Consider the following 26684-nt stretch of genomic DNA (forward strand, 5'->3'; position numbering starts at 1 on the left):
AGTATATTTTTTATACTAAAGTTGTGAAATATTTATTAAAATAATACTAAAAATTGTAAATTTATAAAAATTAACAATCTATTATATTATACTTATAAAGAAATCAAATTGCAACTTTATTCATTCTTTTACATATTGAAAATAAGTTATTACAACTTCTAAATAAATTATACTTTTCTTAAAATATCATTTGTTTATTTTGTTTCATATTTAAAAAGAGTACTTAATTTGTAAATACTCTTTTTTAATAGATTTATATTTTAGCAAAATTACATGCTGGGTAAGTACATACATCACAGTTCATACAAAGACCACCATGACCGTATTTAGCTATATCATACTTATCAAGTTTTTCATCAATCAAAATTCTAGATAAAACTATATCAAATACTGTAGTTTTATGATACATTGCACACCCTGGTATACCCATAATTGGAACTTCTCCATAATAAGCAAGTAAAAACATAGCTCCTGGTAATATCGGTGACCCATATGTTACTAAATCAGCTCCAGTTTCTTTTATGGCTGTTGGCGTAACATCATCTGGGTCTACACTCATACCACCAGTACAACAGATAAGTTCTGCTCCTTGACTTATAAATTCCTTTATTGCATTTTTTATAATTTCTTTATCATCTGGACATATAGTCTGTCCTATAACTTCACAACCAAAACCTTTCACTTTTTCTTCTATTACTGGTCCAAATTTATCAACAATTCTGCTATAGAATACTTCATTTCCAGTAGTAACAATCCCTACTTTTTTAGGTTTAAAAGGAACTACATTTACTATTTTTCTATTACCAACTACCTTTTTTGCATCTTCTAATTTTTTCTCATCTATAACTAAAGGTATCACTCTTGTTCCAGCTACTTTTAAACCTTTATTTACTATAAAATTATTATGAAGAGTAGCCATCATTATTTCGCCAACACAATTCAAATCAAAAAGTGCATCAACATCTATCTTTAAAAGACCATCACATGCTGCTATAAAGTCTATCTTTCCTTCTTTTATTTCACTAAAATCCAAATTTTCTCCAGCAGTTAGTTCTTTTAAAAACAATGCACCTTCATTTTCATGAATCATTCCTTCTGATTTTTCCCATACATACAAATTATCTTTACCAAGAGATAATAAAACTGGAATATCTTCTTCTTTTACTACGTGACCCTTTTTAAATTTTCTTCCTTTAAATTCTCCAGGTATTATTTGAGTTATGTCATGACATAAAACTTGTCCAACAGCATCTATAGTTTTTATTAGCTTCATAATTTACCCCCAATTCTTTCGTAGTCCATTTTTGTATCAATATCAAATAACATTTCTTTAGGAACTTCTACGTACTTTATTTTTGATGAACTTTTTAAAATAGTTTTACCTTTTTCATCTTCTTTAAGTTCTAATAGTTCTTCTCTTTTACTATATGGGAATATAACTGGATTTCCACATATATCCTTGTATCTTGGAATTACTATAAAATCTCTATCTAATTTAAAAGTGTTTATAATTTTATCTATATATAAGTTATCAATAAATGGCTGGTCTCCTACAAAGAACATATAACCATCACATTTTGAGCTATTTAAAACTCCCAATTTTATAGATTCACTTTGACCTATATTTGCATTTTTATTATCTATATATTCAAAACCATATTTATTACACAATAACAAAACCTCTTCATATTGACTTACCACTACAACTTGATGAAAATTAGTCTTACTAACTGCTTTAAATACATGTTCTATTATAGAACAGCCTTTATAATCTAATAAAAGCTTATTTGCTCCCATTCTTCTGGCAAAACCTGATGCCATTATCACTGCATTTATCATATATATCATCCTTAGTATTTATAATATATTGATAGTTCTATGATTTTTATAGTATCACTATTGATATTATCTATATATATAATATCATATAAACTATTTTAATACTTCAATATCTTACACAAAATTTTTGTTTTATACTTCCATAAAATATCTCTATTCCGCTTTCATACTTCTTAATATTTTTTATTAATTTTATAGCTAAATTTTTATATTTTTCATTTTCAACTTTATTAATAAATAATACTCTTTTTCCAGAATAATTTTTAAATAATCCATTTGGATTTAATACTATATTTTTTAAGTTTTCTAGACTTACTGTAGAGCTACTAATACTACATGTATCTAAATTTGCTATTTTTTTAAATATATCTACTCTGTGTATATTCTCTTCATTAATATTCATTCCAAATGATGTTATATCTAATATACCTATAGTTTTCGTAGTTTTATGGTATACTATCGGTTCTTTAGCATTCCAACCTTTAAGTTTTTTTCTCTTTGAACCATCTCCCTCTATTAAAGCTAAATCAAATTGGTCTACAATTTCATCCAAAATATAAGAATCAATACCTACTACTTTATTTTCATTATTTATATAGCTACCACAGACTGTTATTCCATGACAAATAGATGGAATAATAGTTCCATCTATTGTCATAATTATATTATCATAATCACTTGGTACATATATTTTAGTTGTTGTTGTAAGGAGAACTTTCAATTTATCTCTATAAAAATCTGCAAAATAGTTTATAAATGAAGTTTTTCCTCCTGCTCCAACTACAGTTATTATTTCATTCTTTTCTATTATATTTGACAGTTCCACACTTTCACCTCTTATAACTAGTTTATAATTTCTTAATTTTTATAGCTAAACCTTTTTAGTAAAAGTGATTTTTGAAATTCCATAAACTCGAAAGTAAATAGATTCTGTTGTAAACAACAAGGCGGATCCAATTCGCCGCTAAGCTGTAAGCTTACGCTATCAGTTTATCTTTTAAATATAATTAAGATATTCTTACTCTTTGTGGTTGCTTTAATATTTGAGGATTATTCTGCAAATTAGATAAATTAACTACTTGTGATTTTTTTAATATATTAAGACTCGCATTTACATCTGCATTTATAACTATTCCAATACTAGATTTGTACTGACCACGTGTTATTCTTTCCCCTTTAAAGTCATATTTTTTCACATTGTCCACATTTATATCAGGTAGAAAATCATCAGCAAAAAAATCAGATTTACTGGTATAGCTTTCTTCCTGCCTAATAAAATTGATATTTTTTATTTTACACAGATATTCTAATTTTCCTTTTATCTCTCCAAATGGAATTCTTATAAAATTTCTATATATTTTCCTCTCCATATTATCACTTTTTTCCAACTTAGCATTATATCCTACAATTAAATTACCAATATTATTTTTTACACAATAATCAATTATGTAAAAACAAGTTTTATTTACATAGTCTTTAACTTGATTATTTCTCTTATTCCAAACCTTAAATTGTTTTCTTGTAATTGCAGTTATATTCTTTTTCAATTTTAAGGCCTCTATCTTATCATTCTGTTTGTTTGCCCACTGATTCACAGATTTGAGCCTTTTTCCATCTATGATAAAACTATCACCTAAATTGGTAACACATGTACATAAGTTTTCTAAACCTAAGTCTATAGCTAGTGCATTTTTTTGATTTGAAACTTCCTCTGATTTCGGTATCTCATAACAATACTGAATTTCAAAGAACCTAGCCTTATGTTTAGGTATTATTCTTATTTCTTTAATTTTTTTCTCTAATATATTTTGGGGAACTTTTATGCTTACTTTTCCATATAATTTTTTAAACGCTGGAGACATGGGTACATTTAGAGTACCATCTCCTTTAATTCTTATTTGACCTATTATTATACTAAAAAACCCATCCTTATCCAAATATTTAGGTGACTTTATCCCTCTAAAATCATATTTTCCTTCTTTTGCTAATTTAATTAACCCAAAAAATGACTTAAATGAACTATCAACCTCTTTTAATATTTGTTGTGCTATATTACTATTGAGAAGCTTATAATTCTCATTTCCTTTACATACATGATAATTGGCTTCATAATTGAGATGTTCTCCTTGATTAAAATAATGCTTTCTGACATTATATGTACCAACATTATATAAGTTCTTAGCTAAGAAGCACATCTCTCGTAGAGCTTGATATTCTTTTTTAGTTAAGTTTTTTAATTGTTGTCTCTGAGTTCCATAGTGTATATTTTTTATTCTATTTGGCATGAACTCACCTCCTTTAGAATATACTCTACTAGACATTATATACGGTATTTTTACAAAACACCATATATAATGTCCATTTAATTACTTTATTTTACAAAATAATTTAAAGTTACATATTTTTATATACCAGTTCACTTATTATAATTGTTTATTATTATTTTTAATACCCATATAAACTTTTTCAAAAGTCATAGGAAGCTCTCTCATACGAACTCCAGTAGCATTAAATATTGCATTTGCTATAGCTGGTGCTGGTGTATGTATAACTATTTCGCCTAATGATTTAGCACCATAAGGACCTCCTGGGTCGAAATTATCAGCAAAATCTACCAATATATTTCCCACTTCTTTTTTTGTAGGAACTTTATACTGTAAGAAACTATCTGTTAACAATCTTCCATCTTTATCAAATCTAGGGTCCTCATACATTGCAAATCCTATCCCCATCATTACTCCACCTTCTACTTGTATTCTAGCCAGAGTTGGATTTATAACTGTTCCACAATCAGGTACACATGCAAAATTTATTACCTTATATTCACCTGTACTTTTATCTAATTCTATCTCTGCAAATCCTGCTATAAATGGTTTTATTTTTTTTAACATACCAAAGGATTCTGTTGCTTCCAAAACTACTGGTACATCATCACTAGCAAATCCTATACCTCCAACTGATTCTCTACCCAATTCCTCTAATAACACAAACTTACTATTATCGTTTTTAACAAAAACTCTGTCTTTTCCCAACTCTAAATCTTCTTTTTTAAATCCTAGCTTTGATTCTGCTACTGAAAGCAATATCTCTTTTAATTTATTTGCTGTCTTTATTGTTGCATTTCCTGTAACCGTTGTCGTACAAGAAGCAAATGCTCCTGTATCGTATGGACACAAATCTGAATCACCTGTGTAAATAGATATTCTATCTACAGTAGTATTTAAAGCTTCAGCAGCAATTTGTGCTTGAATTGTATCAGCTCCTTGACCTAAATCAGCAAGACCAGATAATAGCTTGTATGTGCCATCTTCATCCATTCTTATAGTTACTGTTGCCATATCTACACGTGGTATACCAGAACCATGATTTGCCACTGCCATACCTACTGCTCTTACTTTGTTATTTCCTATATCTTTACATGGATATTTATCATCCCAATTAATTAATTTCTTACCCTTTTCTATACATTGTTTCAACTCACAACTTAATATTTCGTTTTCAGCTGCTTTTCCGTTAGTATATCTATCTATTATATTTTTAATTCTAAATTCAAGTGGGTCCATTCCAATCTTATGTGCTAATTCATCAATAGCACTATCTATTGCAAATATTCCCTGTGTAGCACCATATCCTCTAAGTGCTCCTGCTGGTATCCTATTAGTATATACTGTTCTAGCATCAAATCTAACAGCATCAATATCATTATATATTGGCAAGGTATTGTGTCCAGATTCTGAAGAAACAGACACACCATTCCCGCCGTAAGCACCTGTATTGTTTAATGACTTTAACTCTATTGCCTTTAAATTTCCTTCTTTATCTGCACCAACTCTAACATCAAAAAACATTTCATGTCTACTATTAGAACCTACAAAAGTTTCACTTCTTGTAAATACAAATTTTGCTGGTCTACCAGTTTTCATAGTAACAAATGCAGTGAATATATCTGTAGCCGCTATATTCTTTCCTCCAAATCCACCACCTATTCTAGGTTTTATTACTCTTATTTTTGAAGAAGGAATACCCAACACTTTTCTAAGTATTCTCTTTACATTGTGTGGTGATTGTAATGATGAAACTACAACGATTCTATCATTTATATCTTTGTATGAATATGACCTATGAGTTTCCATCATGCAATGTGATTGACTTTGCGTCTTATATGAGGATTCAACAACAAAATCACTTTCTTTAAATTTAGCTTCGACATCACCAAATTCAAAAAATTCCTTTGACACTATATTATTTTTTGCATCTAATCCAAAAGGGTATGGCTCTACTATGTCTTTTTCTGGATGTATAACAACTTCATTTCCTTCTGCCTCTCTTGCATTAAACACAGGCTCTAAGACTTCATAGTCTACCTTTATCATTTTTAAGGCTTTAAGTGCTGTTTTTTCATCTTCAGCTGCGACTAAAGCTACTTCATCCCCAACAAATCTAACTGTATCTTCAAGCAAAACTCTATCATAAGGAGATGCTTCTGGCTCTGTTTGACCTGGAACACAATATCTGACTTGTGGTACATCTTTATACGTATAAATACCCACAACCCCTGGAATTTTTTCGGCTCTTGATGTATCTATATTCTTTATCTTAGCATGAGCATGTGGGCTTCTAAGCAATTTTAATGTCAAAACATCTTTATGCATAATAAGGTCTTCAGTATATAGAGGTTTTCCTGTAACAATTGCTGTACTATCTATCTTTCTTATCCCCTTATTAATCATTATCTATTCCCTCCCTCAATAGCATTATACATCCTTTTAACTAATGCACTTGCCATGTCCATTCTGTACTCTCTACTAGCTCTCATATTGCTTCCATAAGTCAATTCCTTACTTGCAATAGTAGATGCCTTATCTATATCTTTTTCTTTACTTAATATGCTACTTGCTTCAAGTGCTAATCTAGCTTTTTGAGGTCTTGCACCAATTGCTATTTTGTAAGCATCATTTTCTTTTAGCATCGCTGAATTTAATACAGAAAAATCTCCTGTACATTTTCTTATTGAATCAAAAACGGCTATTGCATCTCTTTTTGGTAGTATCACTTCAACCAATATATCTTTACTTAATTCACTATCTAAAAACTCACTTAACTCCAATATTCCTCTATTATATAATCTTACCTTAGCCCCGACAACCAGAAGTGCTGGTATTAAATCAGAAAAACCATACTTTGAAAATACACTTGCACCAATTCTAGCACCTTGTCTAAATTGAACGCCAACTATATGAGAAACAGCTTTTGAAAGTATTCCACTACAGTAATTTTTAATAGTTTTATCGATTTCCAAACTTCTAAGAGAAGTATCTGCACCTATCAAAATATTTTTTTCATCTTCTTTTATATAGTTTAGATTTATATCTTTTAAATCTATAGCTGTTCCTATATTTTTATTGCTTAATTTTATAAATCCGCATCCACCTAAAATAACATTATTTTTTTTAGAAGTTAAAATTTTATATGCTTCTTCTAAACTCTGCGGAACTGAATATTCTTTTATAGTAATCATCTTATCCCCCTATCATTAGGTTATTAAACCCAGAAATTTTAATAAATCTTTTAATTTATACCTATAACTTTAATAGGTTTAATTCGCATATATTAACTATTTACATTATAAATTTTCATTTTTGTCCTCAATCTTATCATTCTTATTTTTATGAAATTTTACCATATATAAAGCTTGAATTATTATTGCTACCATAGCTCCTGAAACTACACTTGAATCTGCAAGTAACGTTTCTATAAACTTTGGAAATTTTTCAAGGACTTGAGGAGCTACCATAAATCCAATACCAGAAGCCATAGAAAGACCTAATATCATGCTATTTTCTTGATTGAATCCATCCATACTAACAAGTCTTAAACCAGATGTTGTAAGAGTTGAAAATATAACAAGTGTTGCTCCCCCAACCACACAAGGAGGAATTGTTCTGATTAAATTAGCTAATAAAGGCGATATTCCTGCCAAAAATAGTCCAATTCCCCCAATAGCTAATACAAATTTACTTACAACCTTTGTATTGGAAACGATTGCAGAATTTTGACCAAACATCCCCATTGGAGTTGCAGAAAATAATGCACCTATTGTAGACAGTACTCCATTTCCTAAGACAGCAGAAGAAAGTTCCTCGTCTGTTACTTGTCTATTAAGCCCTCCTACTGCCGAAAGTGTACAAGCCCCCATAATATCAGCTATCTCAACCAAATATATTATTGAAAACATTACTACAACTTCAAGTCTTATATCTAGACCAAAAGCAAGTGGTTTTGGAAGTGCAATCAAAGTAAACTCTCGAATTGAAGAAAAATTTACTATTCCTAACATTAGTGATAAAATGTATCCAAAAATTATGCTAACTAATATTGACGCATCTTTAAATAATCCTTTTCCATACTTATTTAATCCTAGTATCATAAGAGATACAGATATTCCAACTATAAAATTAATTGGATTCCCAAAAGTTTCATTGCCTACACCTCCAGCTAAGTTTTTTATAGCTATTGGAAAAAGACCAAGACCCATACATGCAACTATCGTTCCAGATACGACTGGAGTAAATATAAATCGTATTTTTCTAAGACCAAAACCAATTATAATTATTACTATACCAGCTACTATTTGAGAACCAAATAAGACTGGTAGTCCATACTTACCTGCAACAGATACCCCAGCTCCTATAAACATAGCTGTAGCTCCCATTATAACTGGTATTCCTCCCCCCAATTTAAATCCTTTAAATAAAGGTATTGGATATAATTGTAATAAAGTTGATAATCCTGCAAAAATTAATGCTGCTTGAATCAATAACGTTGACATCTTATGATTAAGTCCAGCTGCATTTGCAACCAATATAGCAGGTAAACAACTTCCTATTACCATTGCCATTAAGTGTTGTAACCCTAAAGGAATTGCCTCCTTTAGTGGTGGTATTCCGTCTAATTCAAATTTTGATGTACTTTTTGCTTTCATAATAAAAACTCCCGTTACATAAAACTTATTGAATTATATAAATACTTAAAAATCTAATATATTAAACTAATGACGTTCATAAATCTTTACTATACTCCAGTATATATTTAAGTTTTTGACCTCAAAAAACAGGTACAATAAATTTAATTATTAACAAGTAAACTTATTCTTTCATTTTGTATATGTTATATACAATGTTTTACAAACATAAGAGTATTATAGCTATAAATTTTTTATAGTAAATTTAATCTAGTTTAAATCTTTCAATCTTAATCATTATAAGTTATAAGTTTTCATAAGTATTTATATTCTTCAAGTTTTAAACATTTACCTATAAACGCTACTTTATAGATGTCACTTTAAATTTAGTGACCTCATACTTTCATATGAGCGTAGACTATTTCTTCATCTTCAGCATTACCTGTTAAGAGCAACCCGTTTCCACTATCAATCGCTTATAGTGTACTCTCTCTCGAGATAGTCGTTTGACCTTCCTATTTCTAGGCTTGGCGACCAAATGTCCATTCTTAAGTACTTAGGCTCTCACCGTATACCATCCTCACTATTGTTTCTGGTTTTCACCACATTCATAAAAGTTTCTTTCTATCTTTTATTGTAGTTGCAAGGCTTTAGGATTTACTGGTTTTAAAGTTGTGTCCTACATAGATTTCTCTATGTACGGGGCTAAAAGTACAGTTTATTTAATATACTTTGCTTTACCCCCTGTAAATAATATTATTTACTCTTTCACTGTTTTTGTTATTAAATTAATTAAATAGCAATTAATCTAAGCATTAAATAATTTTTTAATTTAAACTCAAAATATTTATGAATATTTTATAATATAATTCTCATAAGACAGAAAAACTTAATAAGCTATGTATCTCAGTTGTACCAGCGTACTCTCCTTTACTATATTTGTATCTGCAACATAAAATATACAAGTTTCTATCTATTTATAGATATTAATATCTATAAGTAAAATAGCAATATTATTTTTATAGTAAAAATTTTATTCATATTACCATTTATAATTTTTATAAAGCAATTTTAGTGCCAATATTTGTATACATTTACATAGCATAAAATTTTTATGTTTTTATTGATAAAATTTTACTTATTTCAAACGTTCTATCACATTTTATCATTTAAATTTTAAGTTTTATTTTTATAAATCAATTATATTAAATAAAAAAAAGACCAAAAAATAATTTTTTAACGGTCTTTTCTCAATTTTTTATTTTCATTTTTAAAATTTATAATAAATAGTAAGAATACTATAAATTCTTTTGTATAAGATTCTTAGTTTGTGGATGATAAATTAGTGAATAAAAATGCTATTTTACGGGGCTGTAAGTAGATTTGTGTAAAAACAAATTTACCTATAGTCTTTTTGGTATACAAAATTGGTAAATTTGGAATAATATTCATATAAAAAATTTTGGAGGTTTTGAAAATGAAAGATATAATTGTTCCAGATGTTGATTATCAAACAGAAGTTAAAAAATGCAAGACAATGGAAGATGTGGTTGGGAAAAATGGCCTTATGCAAAAACTATTCAAAGATGTTATTCAGCAACTATTAGATGCAGAAATGGAGGAGCATTTAGGTAGAAATAAATATGAAAGAAAAGATATGTGTGATAAAAATTATCGAAATGGATATAGTTCTAAAAATGTAAGTAGCAGTTTTGGAGAGGTAAATTTAGATATACCAAGAGATAGAAATGCTGAGTTTGAGCCGAAGGTTGTAAAAAAATATGAAACGGTTTGCAATGAACTAGATAAAAAAATAATTGGTCTTTATGCATGTGGCATGAGTGTAAGAGATATTCAATCAGAAATGGAAGAGCTGTATGGAATAGATGTATCACCATCAATGATATCTAAAATAACCGACAAGGTTGTGGAGGCTGCCGCCGAATGGCAAAGTAGAACTTTAGAATCAGTTTATCCAATTGTATATATGGATGCTATGCATTTTAAGGTAAGAGATGATAATAAAATAGTTTCTAAAGCTGCATATATATGTATGGCTTTAGATATGACTGGAAAAAAAGATATTCTAGGTATTTGGATAGGTGAAGCCGAAGGTGCTAAGTTTTGGTTATCAGTCTGCAATGACCTTAGAAATAGAGGGCTTGAAGATATATTGATTGCCTGTATGGATGGTCTAAAAGGACTTCCAGAAGCAATAAAAACGGTATATCCAGATGTAAGTATACAAACCTGTATAGTTCATCAAATTAGAAATAGTTTTAAATATATAGCATCAAAAGACCAAAAAGAATTTATGAAAGATTTAAAATCAGTTTACAAGGCATTTAATGAAGAAACAGCACTCTTGAACTTGGATTCCTTGAAGGAAAAATGGTATCAAAAATATTCAGTAGTAATAGATTCTTGGTATAATAATTGGAGTAATTTATCAACATTCTTTGCATACCCAGAAGATATTAGAAGAATTATATATACTACAAATGCACTGGAAGGTTTTAATAGGCAACTTAGAAAATATACTAAAGTCAGAACAGTATTTCCTACAGATGAGTCACTTAGAAAATCATTATACCTATCAACTATGAAAATTATTGAGAAATGGAACTCTCCAAATCAAAATTGGTCAGCTACATTAGGTCAACTTACAATAATGTTTGGAGATAGAATTCCTAAAAATTATATAATATAATTTTTTTGAAAAATGGTACATTTAGTGTATAAAAACCTAAATTTAACATACAATAAATGTGTATAAAATACCATTATTAGTATTTCCTGATAATAAAAAAATATTACTAGAATTGAAAATTTCCAGTAATATTTAATAGCAAAAATATATATTTACACAAATCTATATACATTCTCTATTTTACTGATTTTAGCTTGACAATATCACTCCAATTTTTACTAGTGGCTAACTCTACTAAATTCAAATCTCTTCTTATTTCAGCTACATCCTCTTTTATAGCATTAGTATCTCCTTTTATATATGCTATGTTATGTTCCATATTATCATGAGTAGCTTTATTTATTTCAGAATTATGTAATAAACTTCCTAAAATATTATTCTGTTCTACCTGTATCTCTTTCATTGATTTATCTTCACTTTCTAGACTATCAATTTTAACTTCAATTCCATATAATTTTTCGTTTGCTATGGCTACTTCTTCCTTAATTCCATTCATATCTTCATTAATATTATTTATTTTCTCTTGCATAAAGTTTATTTCTGATTTAACTTCAGAGACATCTTCTTTCATTACAGTTATTTCTTGTCTTACTTCTGACATATCTTCTTTCATTACAGTTATCTCTTGTTTTACCTCTGACATATCTTCTTTCATTACAGTTATCTCTTGTTTTACCTCTGACATATCTTCTTTCATTACAGTTATCTCTTGTTTTACTTCTGACATATCTTCTTTCATTACAGTTATCTCTTGTTTTACTTCTGACATATCTTCTTTCATTACAGTTATCTCTTGTTTTACCTCTGACATATCTTCTTTCATTACAGTTATCTCTTGTTTTACCTCTGACATATCTTCTTTCATTACAGTTATTTCTTGTTTTACCTCTGACATATCTTCTTTCATTACAGTTATTTCTTGTCTTACTTCTGACATATCTTCTTTTAACACATTTATCTCTTGTTTTACTTCTGACATGTCTTCTTTCATTACAGTTATTTCTTGTCTTACTTCTGACATATCTTCTTTTAACACATTTATCTCTTGTTTTACTTCTGACATGTCTTCTTTCATTATATTTATCTCTTGTCTTACTTCTGACATATCTTCTTTTAACACATTTATCTCTTGTTTTACTTCTGACATATCTTCTTTCATTATATTTATCTCTTGTTTTACTTCTGACATATCTTCTTTTAACACATTTATTTCCTGTTTTACTTCTGACATATCATTTTTTATACTAACTACATCTTCATTTATAGTATATAATAATTCTAAAATCTTCTCTTGCACTTGCATCACCATCCCTATTAATTATTATAACATTTTATACAAATGCTATACAATGTTAACATCTATATAAGAATTATTAAAATTTTAATTAAGAAAAATTAGCATACTTGATTGCTTCAAAACTAATTAATATCTAAAATAATTACAAATAAACAAAGAGGAGGGCAATAATAAAAAAGGCTTATCTCTATTTTGAGATAGCCCTTCTTATTTTTATCTAAAGTTTTATTTTTATAAGATAATCTATACATTCAACTCTGAACATGAAATTTTTCTTCCAAGTGCTTTTGGTTTGCAAACTGATATACAAAGACCACAATATCTACACTCTTCTTCATTCAATTCCATATTATCATTTAATTTTCTTGCTTGATATGCACAAACTCTCTCACACATCTTACATTTAGTACATTTTTCTTCATCATAAGTAAATTCAAAACTAAGTCTTTCATTTACATCTCCCATATGATTATGTACTATACCGCAAGCATTTTCTATAGTGTTATAACCTAATCTATTAAGATTAGATTTTAAATCATCATGTATTTTAGATATTACTTGTGCACCTTTTAAAATTACTACTGAACATATACCAACAAAGTCAGCACCTGCCATAATCATTTCTAAGGCATCATCTCCACTTACACATCCGCCTAATCCAATTATCGGTATATTAACCTGTTTTTTTATTTCATATATTCTTTGTAAAGTTATTGGTTTAATAGTTTCTCCACTTAAATAGCCTATTCCATTTCCCCCTAATAAAGGTTGCCCTGTTTCTATATCTATTCTAAATGCTGGTCCTACAGAATCACAAGCAGTTATTGCATCTGCTCCTGCTTCTTCTAATTTTTTAGCAAAATCTCCTATTTCATCTATCATAGGAGGAAGTTTAACTATTACTGGTATATTTACTCTCTTCTTTGCATCTTTAAGCATTGGTATCAAATCTCTATAGTCATAAGACACTAATTCAATAAAGTCAGCTCCTGCATTTGCAACTTTTTCTACTAACTCACTACTTTCTTCAATCGTATGACCTACTGAAGCTATACAGACAGTCCCATCTCTTTTCATTTGTGGTATTTCAAAATCTATCCATTGCTCTGGCTCAAAATCTGTCCATTTCTCATTATTTAAAAGAGCATTAGCTGTATTTCTAACCATATGTGGTGCTGGATTTATAGCTCTTTCTTTTCTTATAGTCTTAGTAACAACTGCCCCTGCTCCTGCATCGCTTAATATCTTACATCCAGCTGCACTATATGTCAATGGGCCTGAACCTATTATAAGTGGTGATTTTAATTCTTTACCTAAAAAATTATACATTATCTGCTTCCCCTTTTCATATATATTTACATTCATTAAAACTTCCAAAATTCACAAGCAACTTCTTTCATTTCTTTAATAATAGCCTTTTTATCTAAATCAACTAACTGTTTTTCTTTTAAAATATGTCTACCATCTATGTATACATTTGATATAAATTCTTTTTTACCTTGAACTACTATCTGGTCAAATATATTATCAAGAGTAATAGGAGTTTTAAATTCATCTTCCATAACTATTATATCAGCCTTATTACCAGCTATTATTTTGCCAGAATTTTGAAGACCTAACACATAAGCACCATGTTCTGTTGCCATCTTAAATACTAAATTTGCTGGCATTACTGATGCATCTTCTTCAACTGATTTATGCATTAAAAATGCACCTCTCATAACTTCAAAAAAATCATTTATATATCCATCAGTACCCAGTGCTACTTTTATGCCTTTTTTAATCATTTTTGGTACTGGAGAAAAACCTCCACCTACTTCACAGTTACTAAGAGGCATATGAACCACTTTTACGCCTTTTTCTTTTAATATATCTATCTCTTCATCACTCACTTTTACACACTGAGAGGCTAATACAGTTTCATCCAATATATCTAAATCATTATAGTGGTCAACTGCTTTTTTACCAAAATATTTTTCAGCATAGTTTGGTTCATAAATACTCTCACATAAATGGAATTGCATTGGTGCATCTAATTTTTTTGCTTCATCTTTAGCTTTCTTAATAAATTTATCCGAACATGTAAAACTTGTATGAGTACACATTATTCCATTTATTAATTTACTATTTTCTCTGCTCCACTTTATCAAATTAGAATTTTCATCTAAGCATCTAAGTCCATTTTCATAGCTTATTCTCTCACAGCTTTCCAGGGATAAAATCGCTTTCATCCCTATCTCTTCTAGTATTTTACCTTGCTCAATTAAAGTTCCTACCTCTGTGTTTGGAGCTTCTAAGGTATCACAAAAAGCTACTACACCAGATTCTATAAGTTCTATCGCTGATGCTTTAGTTGTCGCCTTTACTTCTTTTAATCCTATTCTATTTTCTATAAATGGCCACCAATAGTCATTTAAGAAGCCCTCAAAATCAGTAAAATGTACATTTGCTGGTATTCCTCTAGAAAGTACTCCATATTGATGCATATGACCATTTACAAATCCTGGCATTACTATAGCATCTGATTTATCTATTATTTCTTCAATATTTTTGTATTTTATTTCAACTTCTTCATTTGGTAATATATCTTTTATAATGTCATTTTCTACTACAACAGCATAATTTGTATATATTTCATCAGCAGAAGATATTAAGTATTTACTTTTTATAGCAATCATTTATTTACCTCCCTGATTTAATTTTTTCATAGCCATATAAACTTTCTCAGAAGTTATAGGAAGTTCTCTTATACGGACTCCTGTGGCATTGTATATTGCATTTGCTATTGCTGGTGCAGGTGTATGAATAACTATTTCCCCTAAAGATTTAGCCCCATATGGACCTGTTGGGTCATAATTATCTACAAAGTCAACAAATATATTTCCTATATCTTTTTTTGTTGGAACTTTGTATTGCAATAGATTAGAAGTCTGAAGTTTTCCATCAGAACCATGTCTAGGGTCTTCATACATTGCAAGCCCTATACCTTGAGTTACACCACCTTCAACTTGTATTCTAGCAAGTGCAGGATTCATAACTGTACCACAATCAGTAGAACAAGCATAATTTATTACTTTAAACTCACCTGTTGTTTTATCTAACTCGATTTCAGCAAATCCTGCTAAGAATGGCTTAGCACTTTCTTGTATACCATAAGATTCAGATGAATATAAAACCTCTTGATTTCCACCACCAACAGATTCTCTTCCTAATTCACTTAATAAAACAAATTTCTCTACATCCTCACTATAACAAACTCTGTCTTCATATAGTATTAAATCATCTATTGGTAAATTGAGTTTCTTCTGTGCTACTTTTAATATCTTCTGTTTTAAACTTTCAGCAGATTTTATTGTAGCATTTCCAGTTACATAAGTAGTACAAGAAGCATATGCACCAGTATCATATGGACACATATCTGTATCTCCTGTATAAACGGAAATTCTGTCAATAGATGTATTCAATGCTTTTGCAGCTATTTGTGCAAGTATTGTGTCAGAACCAGTTCCTAAGTCTGAAGACCCAGAAAACAACTTATAAGTACCATCTTCGTCCATTCTCATATTTACTATTGCCATATCTATGTTAGCTATACCAGAACCATGAGTTCCCACAGACATTCCAACAGCTCTTACCTTATTGTTTCCAATATCCCTGACAGGATATTTTTCATCCCATCCAATAAGTTTTTTACCTCTAATTATGCATTCATCAAGTGCACAACTTCTTATTGGAAAATTCATTATTCCGCCTTCAGTTTGCTTTTTTATAATATTCTTCAACTTTATTTCTGTTGGGTCCATGTTAAGTTTATGTGCTAATTCATCGATTGCACAATCAAGTGCAAACGTACCTTGAGTTGCTCCATATCCTCTCAATGCTCCCCCTGGAACTAAATTAGTATATACAGTTCTTCCATCAAATTTTATTGCAGGTACATTATTATATGTTGGAAGTACATTATGCCCTGATTCAGAGCAAACAGAAGGTCCATTATCACCATAAGCACCTGTATTGTTTAATGCTTTCATATCTATAGCTTTTATGTTTCCTTCTCTATCTGCCCCAACCTTTATATCAAAAAACATCTGATGTCTAGTGTTAGTCATTGCAAAAGTTTCTTCCCTAGTATAAACAAGTTTTGCTGGTCTTTTCGTCATCCAAGTTACAAATGACGCATATATCTCTGTTACAGCTATGTTTTTTCCACCAAAACCTCCACCTATTCTTGGTTTTATTACTCTTACCTTTGAAAGAGGTATTCCCAATGCTCTAGAAACCTGTCTTCTCATATGATAAGCTGATTGATTTGCAGAAGTTACTACTAGTCTACCATTTGTATCTATATACGTATAAGCTCTATGAGTCTCCATCATACAATGTGCTTGTGATTGAGTCATATAAGATTGTTCTACTATTACATCACTCTCTTTAAACTCTTTTTCTACATCTCCTTTACCCATTTTCTCTCTTGATACTATGTTTTTTGTAGCATCTAATCCAAAGTCAAATGGACAAAATAAATCATCTTCTTCATGTATCAAAATTTTATTTCCTTCTGATTCCCTTGCATCCAATATTGGAGTCATTACTTCATATTCAACTTTTATAAGTTTCATAGCTTTAATGGCAGACCTTTCATCTTCAGCAGCTATTATAGCAACTTCATCTCCTACATATCTAACTATATCTTCAAGTATTAGCTGGTCATGAGGTGATGCTTCTGGATATGACTCTCCAACCATTGAATATCTATAATTTGGAACATCTTTATAAGTGAATATATCTACTACACCTTTTACTTTTAATGCATTTTTTATATCGATGTTTTTTATCTTAGCAAAAGCATGTGGACTTCTAAGAAGCTTAATAGTTAAAACATCCTTATGAAAAATTAAATCTTCTGTATATATTGGTTTTCCAGTAACAATGGCTTCACTATCTATTTTTCTTACCTCTTTATTTACCATCACACTCACCCCCAATACTATTATACATTCTCACTACTAAGGCTTTTGCCATATCTTTTCTATATTCTTTACTTCCTCTTATATTGCTTCCAAATGAAAGTTCTTCACTTGATACTTCGCTAGCTTTTTCTATATCATTTTCTAAACTTAGTATTTCACTTGCTTTATAGGCAATTTTTGCTCTTCTTGGTCTAGCTCCTATTGCAATTTTATAAGTATTTCCTTCTTTTAACATTGCTCCATTTAATACTGCAAAATCACCTGTACATTTTCTTATAGAATCAAATACACCTATAGCATCCTTTTTAGGTAATATAATTTCTATTAATATATCTTTTTCAAGCTCACTTTCTAAAAAATCAGCTAAGTTCATAACCCCTTTTTTATATAACTTAACCTTTGCATCTACTACTAGTAATGAAGGTATTAAATCTGAAAATCCATACTTAGCAAATACGCTAGCTCCTACTCTAGCTCCACTTCTAAATTGAACTCCTACTATATTAGAAACAGCGTTTGAAATTACTCCATTACAGTAATTTTTAATAACCTTATTTAATTCTAAAGTTCTTAAACTTGTATCTGCTCCAATTAATATGCTATCATCAGTTTCATTTATATAATCTAAAGCTAAGTCTTTTAAATCTATTGCTGAACCAATATTTTTACTACCTAGTTTTAAAAATCCGCAGCCTCCAAGTATTATGTTGTTTTTTCTTGATATTAGCAGTTCATAAGCTTCATCTAAACTTTTTGGAACTACATATTCCTTTATAGTTATCATATTCTCTCCCCATATCAATTTAATTTTCACTTAAAAGTTTAAGTGTTCAAATATTTATGTATTGCTCTTAATTGACCTTTATATCCTGTACATCTACAAAGATTACCATTTACATAATCTATAACTTCTTCTTCTGTTGGATTTTGAAGCTCTCTTTTCATAGCTAAGACCATCATTATAAATCCAGGAGCACAAAATCCACATTGGTCAGCTCCTTCATCTGCAAGAAAATCCCCAAATTTCTTTGCTTCATCCAAGACACCTTCAAGTGTTGTGATATGCTGACCATCTACTCTAGCAGTAAGATAGTTGCAAGAAAGCACTGCCTTGTCATTTACCATTACTGTACACAAACCACATGAACCTGTATCACAGCCTTTTTTAACGCTTACATATCCATTTTCTCTTAATGTATCTGCTAAAAAGTCATCTGGTCTTATACTTAATTCTTTTTCTTTATTATTTATAGTACATTTGATAATCAAATAAATCACCTCAAAACTCATATTTTTAAGCTAAAGTTTTTACTATACTTCTTTATAAATAAAATCACATTTATTAGTAAAGGCTATTCCATTTATGACCTTCCATTCTATTCTTTATAGTCCCTCTTACACAAAGTCTCTCAGCTGTATCTTGAGCATCTTTCAATGCTTTTTCTTCATCAGTTGTTAATATTTTTGAATCTTCCATTATTATATTTCCATCTACTATAACACTCTCTATATTTTTCATGCTAGAAGAATATACTAATGTAGATACTGGATTATGCATAGGTATTGCTTTTGGAGAAAGCATTGGATTGAATATTAGTAAATCAGCTTTTTTACCTATCTCTAATGAACCTATCTCATCTTCCATTCCAATAGCTCTTGCTCCATCTATAGTTGCCAACTCAAGAACTTTTTCTGCTGACATTGCTAATGGGTCACACTTATTAACTTTATGTTGAAGTGCTGTCAATTTCATAAGCTCAAGCATATCTTGAGAGTTATTACTAGCAGCTCCATCTACACCTAAACTAACTGTTATTCCTTTTTTAAGCATTTCTGGCACTGGCGCAACACCTGAAGATAAGTACATATTACTTGCTGTATTATGAGACACTTTCATATCATATTTTTTAGCAAGTTCCATATCTTTTTCAGTTAAATATACACAATGTACCATAAGCACATTTGGTCCAAGTATTCCTAATTTCTCTAAAACATCTATGTCATATTGACCATGCAATTCTTTTGCTGCTTCTCTATCAAAAGGAGTTTCTGATATATGTACTGTAAATAAAGCATCATCATATTCTTTTGTTATTCTCCATAACATCTCAAGCATTTCTTGAGAATTTGACCATATTGCTGCTGGAGCTACTCCTATTTTGATTCTTCCATTTTCTGTATTATGGTGTTTTTCAAATAATCTTCTTACATCTTTTTCAACTGTTTCTACATCTTGCATTATTCCAGGATGAACTCCAAATTGAGCTCCTGTATTCATACATCCTCTTCCAAGTATTCCTCTTATTCCTAATTCTTTATAAGCATCTATTATTCCATCACAAAGACCTGGTTTGCTGTGAGGATACATATAGTCAACCATTGTTGTTATACCACTTCTAAGACCTTCAATACATCCAAGCATTGCAGCATCATAAGTATCTTTTGCTTCTAAATAGTTAGCTGCTGGAAACGTCATAGTTTCTAACCAATCTTTAAGTACCATATCATCTCCCAATCCTTTTAATAAAGTTTGGAATAAATGAGTATGTGTATTTATAAAACCTGGGAATAAAACTTTACCTTTAGCATCTATCACTTTTTTAACATCTGTATATTTACTTTCTATTTCTTTAGAGTTCCCAATATCAGCAATCTTGTTATCTTTTACTACTAATGCCCCCTGAACCTCCCATGACTAAAGTCACAGGGTTCCTGCTTCATAGAATTTTGCATACTAAAATATGTATTCTCCACAGGCTATCCCCGTAGTTCCTACGGTTCTTACATATGCTATCTATTTTGAACTGTTATTAGTCTTAATCCTTCTTTTAATATATTTATACTTGCATTTATATCTCTATCGTGAGTTTCATTACAACAAGGACAAATCCATTCTCTTACATTTAAGTTCTTAACTTCCTCGTTTTTGTACCCACATTTATTGCATATTTGTGAACTTGCAAAGAACTTACCTACCTTTACAATTTGTCTATCATGCCAATTAGCCTTGTATTCTAATTGACGAACAAATTCTGACCACGATACATCAGAAATAGAGAGAGATAGTTTACGATTTTTAATCATGTTCTTTACTTGTAAATCTTCTATGCAAATAATATCATTCTTTTTTATTAGTTTAGTAGATAGTTTTTGTAGAAAATCCTTCCTTTGATTAGCTATATGTTCTTGAAATCTAGAAACTTTTAATCTTGCTTTATTTCTATTTAAACTACCGATTGTTTTTCTCGATAATTCTCTTTGTAATTTAGCAAGTTTTCTTAATGACTTCTTAAGATACTTAGGATTTTCTATAAATTGTCCACAACTTGAGATACAAAATTCTTTAATTCCTAAATCTAGACCTATCTGATTATTAGTATTTTCAAATGCTTCAATATCTACATCAGTACAGCATAGTGATACATAATATCTACCACTTGGTTCTTTAGATATAGTAGCATTAAGTATTCTCCCTTGAGGGACTTGTTTATCCCTTACTTTAACCATACCAAGTTTAGGTAATTTTATATATTGACTAAAGTACATAATGTTTCCATTTGTAAAGTTCGTTTTATATGAGAATCTATTAGTTTTCTTTGATTTAAATTTAGGAAATCCTGCCTTTCCTTTAAAGAATTTTTCATATGCGTTTTCTAAATCTTTTAAGGCATTTTGTAGTGAAAATTTGTCAGGTTCTTTAAGCCACTTTAATTCTTTTTTTAAATTGGTCAAATCAGAACTGCACTGTTTATAAGTAAAAGTTTCTTTATCATTTTTATAAACTTCTATTCTTTTAGCAAGATACTTATTATATACAAATCTACAGCATCCAAAAGTTTTGTTAATTAACTCTTGCTGTTTTTTATTTGGATACATTCTAAACTTATAAGCTTTTTCCACTACTATCACCTCACTTTAATTGTTTTTTCTGATTATGTTAATAGATTATGTTAATACTGGTTAATAGATTATGTTAATACTGAATGTCTATATTTTACATACTATACTATATAGTATTGTACTAAATATACATATCTGATTCACTTCCATTTTCATCACCCATACTAATATTAACAAACGTAATTATTTAAAACAATTATTTCGAAGGTTTTTATATTTATTTTTAAATAACATATGTAAGAACCGTAAGTCTTAACTTTTATCATTTTTGAGGTTGTCGTTCACATAAGTTCGCTACTACCTATGCAGTTCTCTTATGAACTTCTTACACTTTCATGCAAGCACAGACTATATCTTATCCTTCGGCATTATCCGTTAAGGTCTACCCACTTCCACTACCGATAGCTTGTAGTGTACTTCCCTCAAGAGGAATAGTCGTTGAAGTTTCTCCTATTCAGAGCTTACCTGCTGATTGCCCATTTTAAAGTACTTAGGATTTAACCTTATACCATCTAACCAATTTTTTCTACTTTCGTAACTTTCACACTTAGGTTTATTTCATCCTTATGTTTTAGTTTGGTTAGCTTTAGGGGTTTTTAGCAATTCAAGTAGTATTGGATAGGTTCTATCCTATCTCTACATATAAGTTTCCCTATATGCTGACTATTTTAGCTACTAACTCATGACTAAAGTCACAAGTGTGCGTAACTATTTTTTAATCAAAAATAACTTCTCTCTCTTTATTCACAGTTACTATTATGGCATTCTTAATAAGTATATCCATCATTCTTATTTCCCCCCGCATTATTTAATAATTTTTCTTTTAATATATTGTCCTGTTGGCTGTTCTTTAATATTACAACTTTGTACTACATGGTTTCCTCTCAAAAATACATCTTCAACTTTACATTTAATCTTAAAACCCTCATATGGAGTATAATCTACATTTTGTTTTTGAGTTTTATAACTAATTGTTTCTTCTTTATTAGTATTTAAAATGACTATATCTGCATCACTTCCTACAGCTATCTCACCTTTTTTAGGATACATTCCAAATATTTTTGCAGCATTTGTAGAGGTAACTTCCACAAACTTATTTGCACTTATTCTATTTTCTAAGACTCCATATGTATATAAAAGGGCTAATCTGTGTTCAACACCAGGTGCTCCATTTGGTATCTTACTAAAATCATCAATTCCCAAATCTTTTTGCCCCTTAAAATTAAATGAACAATGGTCTGTGCCAACTGTTTGAATATCCCCATTAGCTAATCCTTCCCAAAGATAACTTATATCTTCTTTTTTTCTTAAAGGAGGAGACATTACATATTTAGCACCTTCAAATCCATCCTTATCATATAAATTATCTTCCAATAATAGATACTGTGGACATGTTTCTACTATCACATCTATATTTTTTTCTCTAGCAATTTTCACAGTTTCAAGTGACTCTTTACAACTTAGATGTACTACATAAGATTTTGAATTAGATAATTGAGTTATGTCAGCAAGTCTAGAAACAGATTCTTTTTCAACTATATTAGGTCTTGTAAGTGGATGATATTTTGCTCCTAAATTACCATTTTGTACATTTTCTTCTATCAATACATCTAGTAAATCGCCATTTTCACAATGAAATTCAACTATACAACCTAAGTCTTTAGCTTTCTTTAAAACCTTGTATATTGTTCCATCATCTACTTTCATGCCATCATATGCCATATACATCTTGAAAGATACTATGCCATCTGAAATAAGCTTTTCCATATGATTAAATGTATCTTTATCTAAACATGTAATTGTCATATGAAATCCATAATCACAATAGCAATTTCCGCTTGCTTTTTTATGATATGTTTCTACACCTTGTAGTAGATTTTCACCTTCACTAGCTTCTGCAAAATCTAATATTGTAGTAGTTCCTCCAGCTATAGCTGCTCTTGTTCCTGTTTCAAAATTATCAGCAGTTGTGATAGAGCCTGCATTCATATCAAAATGAGTATGTGTATCTATTCCACCAGGAATTACAATTCTACCTGTAGCATCAATGACCTTATCATCATTTATTTTTAAATCATTTCCTATTTCAACTATCTTTTCATCTTCTATCCTTAAATCACTTATATAAGTCTTATCAGAGGTAATTATAGTTCCACCTCTTAGTATTGTTCCCATATATACCTCCTAACTTTTAAGATTTAAAGTATTTTCTAAATATCATAATCTTATTTAAAATTGTATTTTCTAAAGGTGCTATATCCAGCACCTCTAGAATATATTTAAATAATTTATTGTGAACTAACTATTATTTTCCATATACAGATTTTAATATTCCATAGTAACCTTCTGTTCCTATAAATAATTGTTCTTGTTCTATATACTCATCTATTGTATGAGCAAGATTTTCTTTAGAAGGACCAAATCCTATAGTTTTTATTCCAGCCTCACCTGCATAGTGGCTTCCATTTGTACAGAATGAGTATTGAGTTATTTCTGAATCTATTCCAGCTTCTTTTAATCCTTTATATGCTGCTTGAACAAATTCATCTTCTTCATCATATAACCAACCTGGGAAAAATCTTTCACTCTCTATAGTATTTCCTGTGTAACAATCAGCTTTTTCAACTGCATAAGAAACTTTTGCATTTAATTCTTTATCTTCTTTCATCATTTCATCTAGTAATGCTTGTATTGGAGCTAATACTCCTTCTCTTGTTTCTCCAACTAATAATCTTCTGTCAAAAGTTGCTTTACAGTAATCTGGCACTACTGAAGCTCCTGGATATGGAGAAGACTTTATATCTGTTAAAACTAGTATTCCATCACCTAAAACTGGATGAGTTGGAGGTACTAATTGTTGTATCTTTTGGATTACATTAGCCATTTTGTAAACTGCATTTACACCTTTTTCTGGATTAGCAGAGTGAGCTGGTTTACCAAAAGTCTCTACTACTATTTCTCCTCTACCTCTTTGACCAATCTTTAAATTTAATTCTGAAGATTCACCTATTACAACATAATCAGGTTGAACAGCCTTACTTATTTCTCTAGCTGAAACTCCTTCGAATATTTCTTCGTGAACAACTCCTGCTACGTATAATTCACCTTCAAAATCTTTGTTAGTATCTTTTGCAAAGTATGCAACTGCTGACATCATTGCTGTATATTGACCTTTCATGTCAGAAGTTCCTCTACCATATATCTTTCCATCTACTATTCTTCCTTCAAAAGGAGGAACGCTCCATTTACTTTCATCTGGAACTGGAACTGTGTCTATATGTCCATCAAATAATATTTTTTTACCTGGTTTGTTTCCTTTTATACATCCTACTATATTTCCATATTTATCTCTTGACCAGCTATCAAAACCTAACCTTTCAAAAGACTCTTCTATTGCTTTTACAACTCCTTCTTCGTTTCCAGAAGAACTAGGATTTTGAATTAATTTTTGACATATTTCAGTTACTTCTTGCTTTCTTTGTTCGTTTAACATTTCATTATCCCCCTAGATTTTTTACAATGTATGTATTTTATATGTTATATATTTTCTAAATTTTAGAATTTATATATCTTCTAAATATGTAAACCAATATTTAATAATTACATTTTAGTAATTACTTATATACTTGGATACTCTCCATCCCAAACTATACTTCTGTATTTATCAGGGTCAGTATCTCCTTCTGTACTTATTAAAAGTATTCTTGAATTTTCATCTAATTTTAAATCTTTTCTTAACTCTTTTAAATCGTCTCTTTCCATAGCTGCTATTAAAAGACCAGTTGTAACTGCTCCTGACTCTCCAGAGATTACCTTCTCATCACCATTTAAAGGATTACCTAATGTTCTCATACCTTTAGCAGAAACCCAGTCTGGTGCTGAAACAAATGCTGCTGCATGATTTTTTAATACTTCAAACCCTATAGTATTTGGTTCTCCACAAGCAAGCCCTGCCATTATAGTTGGCATATCTCCTCCAACAAATCTTGGCTTTCCATCTCCTGCTTCTGCTGATTTATAGTAACAGTCAGCTTCATCAGCCTCTACTACTACTGTTATTGGGCATTCATCATATATTGAAGCAATATATCCTTGTACTGCACCAGCAAGTGAACCAACTCCTGCTTGCACAAACACGTGTGTTGGTCTATCTACTCCATACTCTTTTAATTGCTCTATAGCTTCTTGAGCCATAGTTCCATATCCTTGCATTATCCATGCTGGTATTTCTTCATATCCGTCCCATGCTGTATCTTGAACCATTACTCCATGGTCATCAGCTTCTGCATAATCATTAGCTAATCTTACTGCATCATCATAGTTTAAGTCTGTTATACTAGCATCTGCTCCTTCTCCTTTAATTTTATTTAATCTAAATTCAGAAGAACCTTTTGGCATTAATACAACAGATTTTTGACCTAATTTATTAGCTGTCCAAGCAACTCCTCTACCATGATTTCCATCTGTAGCTGTAAAGAAAGTTATTTCTCCTAATTTCTCTTTTATTTCATCTGAAGTCAATTTATCATATCCTAATTCAGATATATCTGTATCTAATCTTTGAGCTAAATATTTACCCATAGAATAAGAACCGCCTAAAACTTTAAATGCATTTAATCCAAATCTATAAGATTCATCTTTTACATATACTCCTGCAACACCTAATTTTTTTGCTAAACCTTCTAGATTTACTAGTGGAGTTTCTTTATATTGAGGAAAGCTTTTATGAAAGTTTCTAACCTTCGTTATTTCTTCTTCATTTAAAAATTTGATACAATTTTCCTTATCGCCCTTTGGCAAATTATTTACTTTCCATTTAATCTCTTTTAACATCTAAAATACCTCCAAATTATTGTTAAATTTTTATACTTTAATATGTTAGCAATTAACATGCCAACACTAAATATATATTGGATATTTTTCTATGGTTGTTTAATATAGAAATTGCAATGCTTTTATTGTTTTTGCTCTTCTGTCTTTGACTGATACAATGTCTACAGAATTTAA

At 29.9% G+C, this 26684-nt stretch carries 18 protein-coding genes and 1 pseudogene; 1 reads left to right on the forward strand and 18 read right to left on the reverse strand.

Annotated elements, in window-relative coordinates; genetic code table 11:
* Positions 1-253: 253 nt before the first annotated feature.
* The 7 genes from JJC02_09850 to JJC02_09880 form a co-directional block, all read right to left on the reverse strand.
* Positions 254-1273: a molybdopterin-binding protein gene (locus JJC02_09850; GenBank protein UDN53217.1), complete on the reverse strand. Its 1020-nt coding sequence runs from the start codon at positions 1271-1273 to the stop codon at positions 254-256.
* On the reverse strand, positions 1270-1839 hold the full coding sequence (gene mocA, locus JJC02_09855; GenBank protein ID UDN53218.1) for a molybdenum cofactor cytidylyltransferase: 570 nt from the start codon (positions 1837-1839) through the stop codon (positions 1270-1272). The genes JJC02_09850 and mocA overlap by 4 nt, the downstream gene beginning before the upstream one ends.
* A 106-nt stretch (positions 1840-1945) precedes the next feature.
* The gene (gene yqeC, locus JJC02_09860; GenBank protein ID UDN53219.1) at positions 1946-2665 is read right to left on the reverse strand and encodes a putative selenium-dependent hydroxylase accessory protein YqeC; all 720 of its coding nucleotides are present in this window, start codon (positions 2663-2665) and stop codon (positions 1946-1948) included.
* 181 nt (positions 2666-2846) lie between these two features.
* Positions 2847-4124: a transposase gene (locus tag JJC02_09865; GenBank protein ID UDN53220.1), complete on the reverse strand. Its 1278-nt coding sequence runs from the start codon at positions 4122-4124 to the stop codon at positions 2847-2849.
* 138 nt (positions 4125-4262) lie between these two features.
* Positions 4263-6569, reverse strand: a complete 2307-nt coding sequence (locus JJC02_09870; GenBank protein UDN53221.1) for a molybdopterin-dependent oxidoreductase — start codon at positions 6567-6569, stop codon at positions 4263-4265.
* Positions 6569-7357, reverse strand: a complete 789-nt coding sequence (locus JJC02_09875) for an FAD binding domain-containing protein (protein UDN53222.1) — start codon at positions 7355-7357, stop codon at positions 6569-6571. The genes JJC02_09870 and JJC02_09875 overlap by 1 nt, the downstream gene beginning before the upstream one ends.
* Before the next feature lie 105 nt (positions 7358-7462).
* The gene (locus JJC02_09880) at positions 7463-8821 is read right to left on the reverse strand and encodes a purine/pyrimidine permease (GenBank protein UDN53223.1); all 1359 of its coding nucleotides are present in this window, start codon (positions 8819-8821) and stop codon (positions 7463-7465) included.
* Between the two features lie 1456 nt (positions 8822-10277).
* On the opposite strand from JJC02_09880, the gene JJC02_09885 reads away from it, so the two are divergent.
* Positions 10278-11510, forward strand: a complete 1233-nt coding sequence (locus tag JJC02_09885; GenBank protein UDN53224.1) for an IS256 family transposase — start codon at positions 10278-10280, stop codon at positions 11508-11510.
* Positions 11511-11685: 175 nt separating this feature from the next.
* Here JJC02_09885 and JJC02_09890 read toward each other — a convergent pair whose 3' ends face one another.
* The 11 genes and pseudogenes from JJC02_09890 to dpaL form a co-directional block, all read right to left on the reverse strand.
* Positions 11686-12807: a hypothetical protein gene (locus tag JJC02_09890; GenBank protein ID UDN53225.1), complete on the reverse strand. Its 1122-nt coding sequence runs from the start codon at positions 12805-12807 to the stop codon at positions 11686-11688.
* Positions 12808-13050: 243 nt separating this feature from the next.
* On the reverse strand, positions 13051-14136 hold the full coding sequence (locus JJC02_09895; GenBank protein UDN53226.1) for a dihydroorotate dehydrogenase: 1086 nt from the start codon (positions 14134-14136) through the stop codon (positions 13051-13053).
* A gap of 35 nt (positions 14137-14171) precedes the next feature.
* Positions 14172-15485, reverse strand: coding sequence for an amidohydrolase family protein (locus tag JJC02_09900; GenBank protein UDN53227.1), 1314 nt, complete (start codon positions 15483-15485; stop codon positions 14172-14174).
* A complete protein-coding gene (locus tag JJC02_09905) occupies positions 15486-17777 on the reverse strand; it encodes a molybdopterin-dependent oxidoreductase (GenBank protein ID UDN53228.1) in 2292 nt (763 codons plus the stop codon).
* Positions 17767-18561, reverse strand: coding sequence for an FAD binding domain-containing protein (locus JJC02_09910; protein ID UDN53229.1), 795 nt, complete (start codon positions 18559-18561; stop codon positions 17767-17769). Before JJC02_09910 ends, JJC02_09905 begins: the two co-directional genes overlap by 11 nt.
* A gap of 38 nt (positions 18562-18599) precedes the next feature.
* Positions 18600-19046: a 2Fe-2S iron-sulfur cluster binding domain-containing protein gene (locus tag JJC02_09915; protein UDN53230.1), complete on the reverse strand. Its 447-nt coding sequence runs from the start codon at positions 19044-19046 to the stop codon at positions 18600-18602.
* Positions 19047-19119: 73 nt separating this feature from the next.
* Positions 19120-20457: pseudogene (locus JJC02_09920) on the reverse strand (amidohydrolase).
* 110 nt (positions 20458-20567) lie between these two features.
* Positions 20568-21686 carry a transposase gene (locus JJC02_09925; GenBank protein UDN53231.1) on the reverse strand — a complete coding sequence of 373 codons (1119 nt, stop codon included), beginning with the start codon at positions 21684-21686 and terminating at the stop codon, positions 20568-20570.
* 795 nt (positions 21687-22481) lie between these two features.
* On the reverse strand, positions 22482-23852 hold the full coding sequence (gene hydA, locus JJC02_09930) for a dihydropyrimidinase (GenBank protein ID UDN53232.1): 1371 nt from the start codon (positions 23850-23852) through the stop codon (positions 22482-22484).
* Positions 23853-23982: 130 nt separating this feature from the next.
* Positions 23983-25170, reverse strand: coding sequence for a YgeY family selenium metabolism-linked hydrolase (locus JJC02_09935; protein ID UDN53233.1), 1188 nt, complete (start codon positions 25168-25170; stop codon positions 23983-23985).
* A 125-nt stretch (positions 25171-25295) separates the two neighbouring features.
* Positions 25296-26510, reverse strand: coding sequence for a diaminopropionate ammonia-lyase (gene dpaL, locus JJC02_09940; protein UDN53234.1), 1215 nt, complete (start codon positions 26508-26510; stop codon positions 25296-25298).
* Positions 26511-26684: the final 174 nt, after the last annotated feature.

Origin of the sequence: Clostridioides sp. ES-S-0054-01, from assembly GCA_021561035.1 — a bacterium.
Lineage (GTDB): Bacteria > Bacillota > Clostridia > Peptostreptococcales > Peptostreptococcaceae > Clostridioides.

Coding starts and splice junctions, on each gene's coding strand:
- JJC02_09850 (UDN53217.1), bottom strand. CDS start 1,273: ATGAAGCTAATAAAAACTATAGATGCTGTTGGACAAGTTTTATGTCAT.
- mocA (UDN53218.1), bottom strand. CDS start 1,839: ATGATAAATGCAGTGATAATGGCATCAGGTTTTGCCAGAAGAATGGGA.
- JJC02_09865 (UDN53220.1), bottom strand. CDS start 4,124: ATGCCAAATAGAATAAAAAATATACACTATGGAACTCAGAGACAACAA.
- JJC02_09870 (UDN53221.1), bottom strand. CDS start 6,569: ATGATTAATAAGGGGATAAGAAAGATAGATAGTACAGCAATTGTTACA.
- JJC02_09875 (UDN53222.1), bottom strand. CDS start 7,357: ATGATTACTATAAAAGAATATTCAGTTCCGCAGAGTTTAGAAGAAGCA.
- JJC02_09880 (UDN53223.1), bottom strand. CDS start 8,821: ATGAAAGCAAAAAGTACATCAAAATTTGAATTAGACGGAATACCACCA.
- JJC02_09885 (UDN53224.1), top strand. CDS start 10,278: ATGAAAGATATAATTGTTCCAGATGTTGATTATCAAACAGAAGTTAAA.
- JJC02_09895 (UDN53226.1), bottom strand. CDS start 14,136: ATGTATAATTTTTTAGGTAAAGAATTAAAATCACCACTTATAATAGGT.
- JJC02_09900 (UDN53227.1), bottom strand. CDS start 15,485: ATGATTGCTATAAAAAGTAAATACTTAATATCTTCTGCTGATGAAATA.
- JJC02_09905 (UDN53228.1), bottom strand. CDS start 17,777: ATGGTAAATAAAGAGGTAAGAAAAATAGATAGTGAAGCCATTGTTACT.
- JJC02_09910 (UDN53229.1), bottom strand. CDS start 18,561: ATGATAACTATAAAGGAATATGTAGTTCCAAAAAGTTTAGATGAAGCT.
- hydA (UDN53232.1), bottom strand. CDS start 23,852: ATGGGAACAATACTAAGAGGTGGAACTATAATTACCTCTGATAAGACT.
- JJC02_09935 (UDN53233.1), bottom strand. CDS start 25,170: ATGTTAAACGAACAAAGAAAGCAAGAAGTAACTGAAATATGTCAAAAA.
- dpaL (UDN53234.1), bottom strand. CDS start 26,510: ATGTTAAAAGAGATTAAATGGAAAGTAAATAATTTGCCAAAGGGCGAT.